The sequence below is a fragment of the Serratia marcescens genome (assembly GCF_029846115.1).
GTDB lineage: Bacteria > Pseudomonadota > Gammaproteobacteria > Enterobacterales > Enterobacteriaceae > Serratia > Serratia marcescens_L.
Genome location: NZ_JARVZZ010000001.1, coordinates 2193592 through 2205474 on the forward strand (window position 1 = coordinate 2193592; position 11883 = coordinate 2205474).

The window sequence follows — 11883 nt, forward strand, 5'->3', positions numbered from 1 at the left end:
AAACGCCGCCCGAAGGGGCGGCGCTGTGCGGTTTCAGCCGGGAAAGCGGCTTACTTGTTTTTCAGCTGGGATTTGAAATCGCGTTCGGCATAGCCGGTGTACAGCTGACGCGGACGGGCAATTTTGATGCCTTCGTCGTGCATTTCGTTCCAGTGGGCGATCCAGCCGATGGTGCGCGCGATGGCGAAGATCACGGTGAACATGGAAGAAGGAATACCCATCGCCTTCAGGATGATGCCGGAGTAGAAGTCGACGTTCGGGTACAGTTTCTTCTCGATGAAGTACGGGTCGTTCAGCGCGATGTGCTCCAGCTCCATTGCGACCTGCAGCAGGTTGTCGTCCTTCTTGTTCAGCTCTTTCAGCACTTCGTGACAGGTTTCGCGCATCACGGTAGCGCGCGGATCGTAGTTCTTGTACACGCGGTGGCCGAAGCCCATCAGGCGGAAGGAGTCGTTCTTGTCCTTGGCGCGCTTGATGAATTCCGGAATGTGCTCGACAGTCTTGATCTCTTCCAGCATTTTCAGCGCCGCTTCGTTGGCGCCGCCGTGCGCCGGTCCCCACAGGGAGGCGATACCGGCCGCGATGCAGGCGAACGGGTTGGCGCCGGAAGAGCCGGCGGTGCGCACGGTAGAGGTAGAGGCGTTCTGCTCATGGTCGGCGTGCAGGATCAGAATGCGGTCCATGGCGCGTTCCAGCACCGGGTTCACCACGTACTCTTCGCACGGGGTAGCGAACATCATGTGCAGGAAGTTGCCGGCATAGGACAGATCGTTGCGCGGGTAAACGAACGGCTGGCCCAGGGAATATTTGTAGCACATCGCGGCCACTGTCGGCATTTTGGACAGCAGGCGGAACGCGGTGATTTCACGGTGACGCTCGTTGTTGACGTCCAGCGCATCATGGTAGAACGCCGCCAGCGCGCCGGTCACGCCGCACAGCACCGCCATCGGGTGTGAGTCGCGACGGAAGCCACGGAACAGATGGGTGATCTGGTCGTGGATCATGGTGTGGCGGGTGACGGTCGTCTTGAAGGTCTCGAACTCTTCCGGCGTTGGGGTCTCGCCGTACAGCAGGATGTAGCACACTTCCAGATAGGAAGATTCTTTCGCCAGTTGCTCGATAGGGAAGCCGCGGTGCAGCAGCACGCCTTTGTCGCCGTCGATGAAGGTAATCTTGGATTCGCAAGAAGCGGTGGAGGTAAAGCCGGGATCAAATGTGAAATAACCTTTGGAACCCAGAGCGCGGACATCGAGGACATCAGGGCCCAGTGTCGGTGTCAATACGCCCAGTTCGATCGGAGCTTCGCTGTCGTTAATGGTTAGCGTCGCTTTCTTATCAGTCATTTACTGTCTCCTTAGCGCCTTATTTTAAAAACCACTAACAACTGAAATACCTTAAATCTCTGCAGGTTGCCCGCAAAAAAATGGTGCGGACGCTAACTCTGTGAGCGACTGCGCAACTGTGCGCGGGTAGGGTACAGAGTGCTGACCAGGCGAACGAGACGGGTGACCAGTTGTTAACGATTCATAGTAATTCGTTATAGTCTGTTAATCTTACCTATGAGCTGTTCGAAGAGATGTGAACCTATCCCAATAATCTGTTTTTATTTGCTTTATTTGCTTTTTGACGCCGGCAAAATCGAGCGGGAAACAACGGCTATTGGGATAGGTTCGTCAAATACACTGTTGCATAACTCGAACCCGGGGGGAAGTGTATCTGCTGACCCATAGCGCATCATAGGACCGTTTGTGCCCCTATATGTAATGGAAATGTTGATCTCTTGTCAAATCAGATAATTAATTTTGCACTAATTGTGAAATCCGTGATCTGAATCACTGTTCGGGGGAAATGTTATCAAAGCGGTTGTATGAGAATTGTAATCAGAATGTGATCCTCCTATACTGCCGCCAGGTCTCCGGATTACCCTGAAGTAGGAGCACCCAGCGTTATAAATGCGCGCCGTTTGAGCACAGAGGATGTTGATGTTTGAGCGCGTGACGTGTAAGGGTTTTAGGCTCTTAACGCTGTCTGATCCCCGCCCAGGCCCGGAGGAAGGAAAATAATAAGAGCTGTGTGGGCAAATACGTGAAAAAACAACGACCTGTCAACTTGGATCTGCAAACGATCCGGTTCCCTGTAACTGCGATAGCGTCTATCTTACACCGAGTCTCTGGCGTAATTACCTTCGTTGCCGTGGGTATCCTCCTCTGGCTGCTGGGCCTGTCACTCTCTTCCCAAGAGGGGTTCCTGCAGGCGGCCGCCATCATGAATAGCTTCATCGTCAAATTCATATTCTGGGGCATCCTCACGGCGCTGGCCTATCACATTTGCGGTGGCATCCGTCACTTGTTAATGGATTTTGGCTACATCGAAGAGAGTTTGGCCGCCGGTACCCGTTCCGCCCAGGTGGCGATCGGTCTGACCGTCGTGCTGTCAGTTCTGGCTGGAGTCCTCGTATGGTAAACAACGTTTCTGCATTAGGGCGCAACGGCGTGCACGATTGGCTGCTGCTGCGCGCTTCCGCTATCATCATCACCCTGTACGTCCTGTATATCCTGGGCTTTTTCGTCACGGCCCCGGAACTCACTTATGACATCTGGCGCGGTTTCTTCGCCACTTCCATTACGAAAGTGTTCACTCTGCTGACCTTGCTGTCGATTCTGGTGCACGCCTGGATCGGGCTGTGGCAGGTGCTGACGGACTACGTCAAGCCGCTGGCGGTTCGCCTGGTGTTGCAGCTGGCTGTCGTGGTCGCGTTACTGGTCTATTTACTGTACGGAACAATCGTAGTGTGGGGTGCTTAAATGAAACTGCCAGTCAGAGAGTTTGATGCCGTCGTAATCGGCGCCGGCGGTGCGGGCATGCGTGCCGCGCTGCAAATTTCCCAAGCGGGCTCGACCTGTGCTCTGCTGTCCAAAGTTTTCCCGACCCGTTCCCATACCGTGTCCGCACAGGGCGGCATCACCGTCGCGCTGGGCAACAGCCACGAGGACAACTGGGAATGGCATATGTACGACACGGTGAAAGGTTCCGACTATATCGGTGACCAGGACGCCATCGAATATATGTGTAAAACCGGCCCGGAAGCGATTCTGGAACTGGAACACATGGGCCTGCCGTTCTCTCGTCTGGACGACGGCCGCATCTATCAGCGCCCGTTCGGCGGCCAATCGCTGAACTTCGGCGGCGAGCAGGCGGCGCGTACCGCAGCCGCAGCTGACCGTACCGGCCACGCGCTGCTGCACACCCTGTACCAACAGAACCTGAAAAACCACACCACCATCTTCTCCGAGTGGTATGCGCTTGATCTGGTGAAAAACCAGGACGGCGCGGTGGTCGGCACCACGGCTATCTGCATCGAAACCGGTGAAGTGGTTTACTTCAAAGCCAAGGCCACCGTGCTGGCGACCGGCGGCGCAGGCCGTATTTATCAGTCCACCACCAACGCCCACATCAACACCGGCGACGGTGTCGGCATGGCGCTGCGCGCCGGCGTGCCGGTGCAGGACATGGAAATGTGGCAGTTCCACCCGACCGGCATCGCCGGCGCGGGCGTGCTGGTGACCGAAGGCTGCCGCGGCGAAGGCGGTTACCTGCTGAACAAACACGGCGAGCGCTTCATGGAGCGTTATGCGCCGAACGCCAAAGATCTGGCGGGCCGCGACGTGGTTGCCCGTTCGATCATGATCGAAATCCGCGAAGGCCGCGGCTGCGACGGTCCTTGGGGCCCGCACGCCAAGCTGAAGCTGGATCACCTGGGTAAAGACGTGCTGGAATCCCGTCTGCCGGGCATTCTGGAACTGTCCCGCACCTTCGCGCACGTCGATCCGGTGAAAGAGCCGATCCCGGTTATCCCAACCTGTCACTATATGATGGGCGGCATTCCGACCAAAGTGACCGGCCAGGCGCTGACCGTGAACGAGAAAGGCGAAGACGTGGTGATCCCGGGGCTGTTCGCCGTGGGGGAAATCGCCTGCGTATCGGTGCACGGCGCCAACCGCTTGGGCGGCAACTCGCTGCTCGACCTGGTGGTGTTCGGCCGTTCCGCCGGCATGCACCTGCAGGAATCGCTGGAAGAGCAGGGCGAGAGCCGTGACGCCAGCGACTCCGACGTGGAAGCCTCGCTGGACCGTCTGAACCGTTGGAACAACACCCGTTCCGGCGAAGACCCTGTCGAAATTCGCAAAGCGCTGCAGTCTTGCATGCAGCACAACTTCTCGGTATTCCGCGAAGGTGATGCGATGGCCAAGGGCCTGGAAGAACTGAAAGTGATCCGTGAACGTCTGAAGAACGCACGCCTGGACGATACCTCCAGCGAGTTCAACACCCAGCGCATCGAATGCCTGGAGTTGGATAACCTGATGGAGACCGCGTATTCCACCGCCGTGTCGGCCAACTTCCGTACCGAGAGCCGTGGCGCACACAGCCGCTTCGACTACCCGGAACGCGATGACGCCAACTGGCTGTGCCATTCGCTGTATCTGCCGCAATCGGAAAGCATGACGCGTCGTGAAGTGAACATGCAACCGAAGCTGCGCCCGGCATTCCCGCCGAAAGTGCGTTCTTACTAATTGCGGAGATCGACAGATGAAACTCGAATTTTCCATTTATCGCTACAACCCGGATGTCGATGACGCGCCGCACATGCAGGACTACACCCTGGAAGCGGAAGAAGGTCGCGACATGATGCTGCTGGATGCGTTGATCCAGCTGAAAGAAAAAGACCCAACCCTGTCGTTCCGTCGCTCATGCCGCGAAGGCGTCTGCGGTTCCGATGGCCTGAACATGAACGGTAAAAACGGCCTGGCGTGCATCACCCCGATTTCGTCGCTGCGCAAAGGCAACGGCAAGATCGTGATCCGTCCGCTGCCGGGCCTGCCGGTGGTGCGCGATCTGGTGGTGGATATGGGCCAGTTCTACACCCAGTATGAAAAGATCAAGCCATACCTGCTGAACGACGGCAAGAACCCGCCGGCGCGCGAACACCTGCAGTCGCCGGAGCAGCGCGCCAAGCTGGACGGCCTGTACGAGTGCATTCTGTGCGCCTGCTGCTCGACCTCTTGCCCATCGTTCTGGTGGAACCCGGACAAGTTCATCGGCCCAGCCGGTCTGTTGGCGGCATATCGCTTCCTGATCGACAGCCGTGACACGGAAACGCAAGAACGTTTAGATGATCTGGACGACGCTTTTAGTGTTTTCCGCTGCCATAGCATTATGAATTGTGTCAGTGTATGTCCTAAAGGCTTGAATCCGACGCGTGCGATCGGGCATATCAAGTCCATGCTGCTGCAACGCGGCGCATAAACGGAATGAGATGCTGCGCCGGGCTCTTTTCCGGCGCACATCCCATAGGGGAGGGAACCTCTAAAAACTGACCCGCGGCTGCGGCGCTATGCAGCCTGGTTCTTCCGCCGGTTTTTAGAGGTTCCTTGTAAGGGACCGCAAGGTCCATAACAGAACGTATCGGGCCGTCATGGCCGCAAGTACGTCGAGTGAACCGTTTTACGGCAAACCGTATTCATCACGGTAATTATGTTAACCACGGCGAAAACTAAAGCTTCAAAGCTTAAGGGATCATGATGCAGAACGGCGCAATGAAGGCCTGGCTGGATTCCTCCTATCTGGCGGGCGCGAACCAGTCTTACATAGAGCAGCTCTATGAAGACTTCTTAACCGATCCGGGTTCCGTTGAAGATAGCTGGCGTTCCATTTTTCAACAGCTACCAACCGCGGGTGTCAAACCCGATCAGCTTCACTCTCAAACGCGCGATTACTTCCGCCGCCTGGCGAAAGACTCCGCGCGCTACAATACCACCATCACCGATCCGGAAACCGACGCCAAACAGGTCAAGGTACTGCAGCTGATAAACGCCTTCCGCTTCCGCGGGCATCAGCATGCCAACCTCGATCCGCTCGGCCTGTGGCAGCGCGAGCAAGTTCCTGACCTTGATCCCGCTTACCACAACCTGACCGAAGCCGATTTCCAGGAAACCTTCAACGTGGGCTCTTTCGCCATCGGCAAAGAAACCATGAAGCTGGGCGATCTGTACGCCGCGCTGAAGCAGACCTATTGCGGGTCGATCGGCGCTGAGTACATGCACATCACCAACACCGAAGAGAAACGCTGGATCCAGCAGCGCATCGAGTCGGTGGTGGGGCGCGCCAGCTTTACCGCCGACGAAAAACGCCGTTTCCTGAACGAGCTGACCGCGGCAGAAGGCCTGGAACGTTACCTGGGCGCCAAATTCCCGGGTGCCAAACGCTTCTCGCTGGAAGGCGGCGACGCGCTGGTGCCGATGCTGAAAGAGATGGTGCGCCATGCCGGTAAGAACGGCACGCGCGAAGTGGTGTTGGGCATGGCCCACCGTGGCCGTCTGAACGTGCTGATCAACGTGCTGGGCAAAAAGCCGGCCGACCTGTTCGACGAATTCGCCGGCAAGCATAAAGAACACCTCGGCACCGGTGACGTGAAATATCACCAGGGCTTCTCTTCCGACGTGGAAACCGAAGGCGGCATGGTTCACCTGGCGCTGGCGTTCAACCCGTCGCACCTGGAGATCGTCAGCCCGGTGGTCATGGGCTCGGTACGCGCCCGTCGCGATCGTCTGGACGAAGCGCGCAGCAACATGGTACTGCCGATCACCATCCACGGCGACGCCGCCATCACCGGCCAGGGCGTGGTTCAGGAAACCCTGAACATGTCTCAGGCTCGCGGCTACGAAGTGGGCGGCACCGTGCGTATCGTCATCAACAACCAGGTTGGCTTCACCACCTCCAACCCGCTGGATGCGCGCTCTACCGAATACTGCACCGACATCGCCAAAATGGTTCAGTCGCCGATCTTCCACGTTAACGCGGACGATCCGGAGGCCGTGGCCTTCGTCACCCGCCTGGCGTTGGATTTCCGTAACACCTTTAAGCGTGACGTGATGATCGATCTGGTCTGCTACCGTCGCCATGGGCACAACGAGGCCGACGAGCCGAGCGCCACCCAGCCGGTGATGTATCAGAAGATCAAGAAACACCCTACGCCGCGCAAAATCTACGCTGACGTTCTGACCGAGCAGAAAGTGGCCAGCCTGGAAGATGCCACGGAAATGGTCAACCTGTACCGCGACGCGCTCGACCGCGGCGATTGCGTGGTTGAAGAATGGCGTCCGATGAATCTGCACTCCTTCACTTGGTCTCCGTACCTGAACCACGAGTGGGACGAAGAGTACCCGAGTAAGGTTGAGATGAAGCGTCTGCAGGAGCTGGCACGTCGCATCAGCACCGTGCCGGAAGCGATCGAAATGCAGTCGCGCGTGGCGAAAATCTACGCTGACCGCGCCGAGATGGCGGCGGGCAACAAGCCGTTCGACTGGGGCGCTGCCGAAACGCTGGCTTACGCTACCATGGCGGATGAAGGCATCCCGATCCGCATCTCCGGTGAAGACGCCGGCCGCGGCACCTTCTTCCACCGTCACGCGGTGGTGCACAACCAGAAAAACGGTTCCGTCTACGTTCCGCTGGCGAATATCCACAGCGGCCAGGGCGAATTCAAGGTTTGGGACTCCGTGCTGTCCGAAGAGGCGGTGCTGGCGTTCGAATACGGTTACGCCACGGCGGAACCGCGCACGCTGACCATCTGGGAAGCGCAGTTCGGCGACTTCGCCAACGGCGCGCAGGTTGTTATCGACCAGTTCATCAGCTCCGGCGAGCAAAAATGGGGCCGTATGTGCGGCCTGGTGATGCTGCTGCCGCACGGCTATGAAGGCCAGGGCCCTGAGCACTCTTCCGCGCGTCTGGAGCGTTATCTGCAGCTGTGCGCAGAGCAGAACATGCAGGTGTGCGTCCCGTCCACGCCGGCGCAGGTTTACCATATGCTGCGTCGTCAGGCGCTGCGCGGTATGCGCCGTCCGCTGGTGGTGATGTCGCCGAAGTCGCTGCTGCGTCACCCGCTGGCGATTTCTTCGCTGGACGAACTGGCCAACGGCACCTTCCTGCCGGCGATCGGCGAGATCGACGACTTGGATCCGAAAGCGGTCAAGCGCGTCGTGCTGTGCTCCGGCAAGGTCTACTACGACCTGCTGGAACAGCGTCGCAAGAACGAGCAGAAAGACGTGGCCATCGTGCGTATCGAGCAGCTGTATCCGTTCCCGCATCAGGCCGTGCAGGCCGTGCTGGAGCAATACTCGCACGTGCATGATTTCGTCTGGTGTCAGGAAGAGCCGCTGAACCAGGGCGCCTGGTACTGCAGCCAACACAACTTCCGTGAAGTGGTGCCGTTCGGGGCTTCTTTACGTTACGCAGGACGTCCGGCCTCCGCTTCTCCGGCGGTGGGCTATATGTCCGTACACCAGAAGCAGCAGCAGGCTCTGGTGAACGACGCGCTGAATATTGACTAATGTTCGCTCGCTTGCCGGCCGAGAGCCGGCAAGCAGATGATAAAAAACTTAAGGGAAAGCTAAATGAGTAGCGTAGATATTCTGGTTCCTGACCTTCCTGAATCGGTTGCCGATGCGACCGTAGCCACCTGGCACAAAAAACCGGGCGACAGCGTGCAGCGTGATGAAGTCCTGGTTGAAATCGAAACCGACAAAGTGGTGTTGGAAGTGCCGGCCAGTGAAGCGGGCATTCTCGATGCTATCGTGGAAGAAGAGGGCGCGACCGTGCTGTCTCGCCAGCTGCTCGGCCGCATCCGTCCGGGCGACAGCTCCGGCAAGCCGACCGCTGAGAAGAGCCAAGAGAAAGAAGCCACGCCTGCGCAGCGCGCTACCGCGAGCCTGGAAGAAGAAAGCAATGACGCGCTCAGCCCGGCGATTCGTCGCCTGATCGCCGAACACGATCTCGATGCCGGCGCCATCAAGGGCACCGGCGTGGGTGGCCGCATCACGCGTGAAGACGTGGAAGCGCACCTGGCCAAAGGCGGCGCCGCCGCCAAACCGGCCGCCGCCGCTGAAGCCGCACCGCAGCCTGCTCTGGCCGGCCGCAGCGAAAAACGCGTGCCGATGACTCGCCTGCGCAAACGCGTCGCCGAACGTCTGTTGGAAGCGAAGAACAGCACCGCGATGCTGACCACCTTCAACGAAATCAACATGCAGCCGATCATGGATCTGCGCAAGCAGTACGGCGAAGCCTTCGAGAAGCGTCACGGCGTGCGTCTGGGCTTCATGTCCTTCTACATCAAGGCGGTGGTTGAAGCGCTGAAGCGTTTCCCGGAAGTGAACGCGTCGATCGACGGTTCCGACGTGGTTTACCACAACTACTTCGACATCAGCATCGCGGTTTCTACCCCGCGCGGCCTGGTGACGCCGGTACTGCGCGATGTGGACGCCATGAGCATGGCTGACATCGAGAAGAAAATCAAAGAGCTGGCCGTTAAGGGCCGCGACGGCAAACTGACCGTGGAAGAGCTGACCGGCGGTAACTTCACCATTACCAACGGCGGCGTATTCGGCTCCCTGATGTCCACCCCGATCATCAACCCGCCGCAGAGCGCCATCCTGGGCATGCACGCCATCAAAGATCGCCCAATGGCGGTCAATGGTCAGGTGGTGATCCAGCCGATGATGTATCTGGCGCTGTCTTATGACCACCGCCTGATCGACGGTAAAGAATCCGTCGGTTATCTGGTGACGGTCAAAGAGATGCTGGAAGATCCGGCTCGTCTGCTGCTGGACGTCTAGTAACCCTTGCCGGGCGCGGCATGCCGCGCCCGCACTCTGTGCTATGTGGCCGGAAAACCATGCGGTTTACCGCGTAATAATGGTCCGGCTAAAAACCTTCAGAACTGAATGGATAGAACATCATGAATTTACACGAATATCAGGCAAAACAGCTGTTTGCTCGGTATGGCATGCCGGCACCAACCGGTTACGCCTGTACCACTCCGCGTGAAGCAGAAGAAGCCGCATCCAAAATCGGCTCCGGCCCGTGGGTGGTGAAATGTCAGGTTCATGCTGGCGGCCGCGGTAAAGCGGGCGGCGTTAAAGTCGTCAACAGCAAAGAAGATATCCGTGCCTTCGCGGAAGCCTGGTTGGGCAAGCGTCTGGTGACTTACCAGACTGACGCGCTGGGCCAGCCGGTTCACCAGATCCTGGTAGAAGCGGCGACCGACATCGATAAGGAACTGTACCTGGGCGCGGTCGTGGATCGTTCTACCCGTCGCGTGGTGTTCATGGCGTCTACCGAAGGCGGCGTGGAGATCGAGAAGGTGGCGGAAGAAACCCCTGAACTGATCCACAAAATGACCATCGATCCGCTGGCGGGTCCACAGCCTTATCAGGGCCGTGAGCTGGCCTTCAAACTGGGCCTGACCGGTAAGCAAGTCAGCCAGTTCGCCAAGATCTTCATGGGCCTGGCGACGCTGTTCCTGGAGCGTGACCTGGCGATGGTTGAGATCAACCCGCTGGTGATCACCAAGCAGGGCGATCTGGTGTGCCTGGACGGCAAACTGGGCGCCGACGGCAACGCCCTGTTCCGCCAGCCGGAACTGCGTGAAATGCGTGACCCTTCCCAGGAAGACGAGCGTGAATCCCGTGCGGCTCAGTGGGAGCTGAACTACGTTGCCCTCGACGGCAACATCGGCTGCATGGTTAACGGCGCCGGTCTGGCGATGGGTACCATGGACATCGTTAAACTGCACGGCGGCGAACCGGCCAACTTCCTGGACGTTGGCGGCGGCGCGACCAAAGAGCGCGTGACCGAAGCGTTCAAAATCATCCTGTCCGACGACAAGGTGAAAGCGGTTCTGGTTAACATCTTCGGTGGTATCGTACGTTGCGATCTGATCGCCGACGGCATCATCGGCGCAGTGGCCGAAGTGGGCGTTAACGTCCCGGTGGTGGTGCGCTTGGAAGGGAATAACGCCGAACTGGGCGCCAAGAAACTGGCGGACAGCGGCCTGAATATCATTGCTGCGACCAGCCTGACTGATGCGGCTCAGCAAGTTGTTGCAGCAGTGGAGGGTAAATAATGTCCATTTTAATCGATAAGAACACCAAGGTAATTTGCCAGGGCTTCACCGGTAGCCAGGGGACTTTCCACTCCGAACAAGCTATCGCTTACGGCACCAAAATGGTTGGCGGCGTAACCCCGGGCAAAGGCGGCACTCAGCACCTGGGCCTGCCGGTGTTCAACACCGTGCGCGAAGCGGTTGAAGCGACCGGCGCCACTGCCTCGGTCATCTACGTTCCAGCGCCGTTCTGCAAAGACTCCATCCTGGAAGCGATCGATGCCGGCATCAAACTGATCATCACCATCACCGAAGGCATCCCGACCCTGGACATGCTGACCGTGAAAGTGAAGCTGGACGAAGCCGGCGTGCGCATGATCGGGCCGAACTGCCCTGGCGTGATCACCCCGGGCGAGTGCAAAATCGGCATCATGCCTGGCCACATCCACCTGCCGGGCAAAGTGGGCATCGTTTCCCGCTCCGGCACCCTGACCTATGAAGCGGTGAAACAAACCACCGATGCCGGTCTGGGCCAGTCCACCTGCGTGGGCATCGGCGGCGACCCGATCCCGGGCTCCAACTTCATCGATATTCTGAAGATGTTCCAGCAGGATCCGCAGACCGAAGCGATCGTGATGATCGGTGAGATCGGCGGCAGCGCTGAAGAAGAAGCGGCAGCTTACATCAAAGAACACGTCACCAAACCGGTTGTCGGCTACATCGCCGGCGTGACCGCGCCGAAAGGCAAGCGTATGGGCCACGCGGGCGCCATCATCGCCGGCGGCAAAGGCACGGCGGACGAGAAGTTTGCTGCGCTGGAAGCGGCGGGCGTGAAAACCGTTCGCAGCCTGGCGGACATCGGCGACGCGGTAAAAGCGGTGCTGAAGCGCTAAGAATTTAGTACGAAATAACAATATCTCGACATGTTTGGCCACCCATAGGGTGGC

General features: G+C 58.6%; 9 protein-coding genes. 8 read left to right on the top strand and 1 reads right to left on the bottom strand.

Annotated elements, in window-relative coordinates; genetic code table 11:
- Nucleotides 1-50: 50 nt before the first annotated feature.
- Nucleotides 51-1343 carry a citrate synthase gene (locus QDT79_RS10225; RefSeq protein WP_016928730.1) on the bottom strand — a complete coding sequence of 431 codons (1293 nt, stop codon included), beginning with the start codon at nt 1341-1343 and terminating at the stop codon, nt 51-53.
- Nucleotides 1344-2073: 730 nt separating this feature from the next.
- Between QDT79_RS10225 and sdhC the strand changes: the two genes are divergently transcribed.
- The 8 genes from sdhC to sucD all read left to right on the top strand — a co-directional run bounded on the left by sdhC (nt 2074) and on the right by sucD (nt 11829).
- Entirely contained in the window at nt 2074-2463 is a 390-nt protein-coding gene (sdhC, locus tag QDT79_RS10230; RefSeq protein WP_004939893.1) for a succinate dehydrogenase cytochrome b556 subunit, read from the top strand.
- Nucleotides 2457-2804 (top strand): succinate dehydrogenase membrane anchor subunit, encoded by a 348-nt coding sequence (gene sdhD / locus QDT79_RS10235; protein ID WP_004939891.1) that lies wholly within the window; start codon nt 2457-2459, stop codon nt 2802-2804. The genes sdhC and sdhD overlap by 7 nt, the downstream gene beginning before the upstream one ends.
- Nucleotides 2805-4571, top strand: a complete 1767-nt coding sequence (gene sdhA / locus QDT79_RS10240) for a succinate dehydrogenase flavoprotein subunit (protein ID WP_063991113.1) — start codon at nt 2805-2807, stop codon at nt 4569-4571.
- A 16-nt stretch (nt 4572-4587) separates the two neighbouring features.
- Entirely contained in the window at nt 4588-5304 is a 717-nt protein-coding gene (locus QDT79_RS10245) for a succinate dehydrogenase iron-sulfur subunit (protein WP_004939885.1), read from the top strand.
- A gap of 275 nt (nt 5305-5579) precedes the next feature.
- Nucleotides 5580-8387, top strand: a complete 2808-nt coding sequence (gene sucA, locus QDT79_RS10250) for a 2-oxoglutarate dehydrogenase E1 component (RefSeq protein WP_025301881.1) — start codon at nt 5580-5582, stop codon at nt 8385-8387.
- 63 nt (nt 8388-8450) lie between these two features.
- Nucleotides 8451-9668 carry a 2-oxoglutarate dehydrogenase complex dihydrolipoyllysine-residue succinyltransferase gene (gene odhB / locus QDT79_RS10255; RefSeq protein ID WP_033637469.1) on the top strand — a complete coding sequence of 406 codons (1218 nt, stop codon included), beginning with the start codon at nt 8451-8453 and terminating at the stop codon, nt 9666-9668.
- Nucleotides 9669-9790: 122 nt separating this feature from the next.
- Nucleotides 9791-10957: an ADP-forming succinate--CoA ligase subunit beta gene (sucC, locus tag QDT79_RS10260; RefSeq protein WP_025301883.1), complete on the top strand. Its 1167-nt coding sequence runs from the start codon at nt 9791-9793 to the stop codon at nt 10955-10957.
- On the top strand, nt 10957-11829 hold the full coding sequence (sucD, locus tag QDT79_RS10265; RefSeq protein ID WP_004939878.1) for a succinate--CoA ligase subunit alpha: 873 nt from the start codon (nt 10957-10959) through the stop codon (nt 11827-11829). Before sucC ends, sucD begins: the two co-directional genes overlap by 1 nt.
- Nucleotides 11830-11883: the final 54 nt, after the last annotated feature.

What these genes read in the sequence shown, in the direction of transcription:
- sucD (WP_004939878.1), top strand. Translation starts at nt 10,957, where the DNA reads ATGTCCATTTTAATCGATAAGAACACCAAGGTAATTTGCCAGGGCTTC.
- sdhA (WP_063991113.1), top strand. Translation starts at nt 2,805, where the DNA reads ATGAAACTGCCAGTCAGAGAGTTTGATGCCGTCGTAATCGGCGCCGGC.
- QDT79_RS10225 (WP_016928730.1), bottom strand. Translation starts at nt 1,343, where the DNA reads ATGACTGATAAGAAAGCGACGCTAACCATTAACGACAGCGAAGCTCCG.
- sucC (WP_025301883.1), top strand. Translation starts at nt 9,791, where the DNA reads ATGAATTTACACGAATATCAGGCAAAACAGCTGTTTGCTCGGTATGGC.
- sucA (WP_025301881.1), top strand. Translation starts at nt 5,580, where the DNA reads ATGCAGAACGGCGCAATGAAGGCCTGGCTGGATTCCTCCTATCTGGCG.
- QDT79_RS10245 (WP_004939885.1), top strand. Translation starts at nt 4,588, where the DNA reads ATGAAACTCGAATTTTCCATTTATCGCTACAACCCGGATGTCGATGAC.
- sdhD (WP_004939891.1), top strand. Translation starts at nt 2,457, where the DNA reads ATGGTAAACAACGTTTCTGCATTAGGGCGCAACGGCGTGCACGATTGG.
- odhB (WP_033637469.1), top strand. Translation starts at nt 8,451, where the DNA reads ATGAGTAGCGTAGATATTCTGGTTCCTGACCTTCCTGAATCGGTTGCC.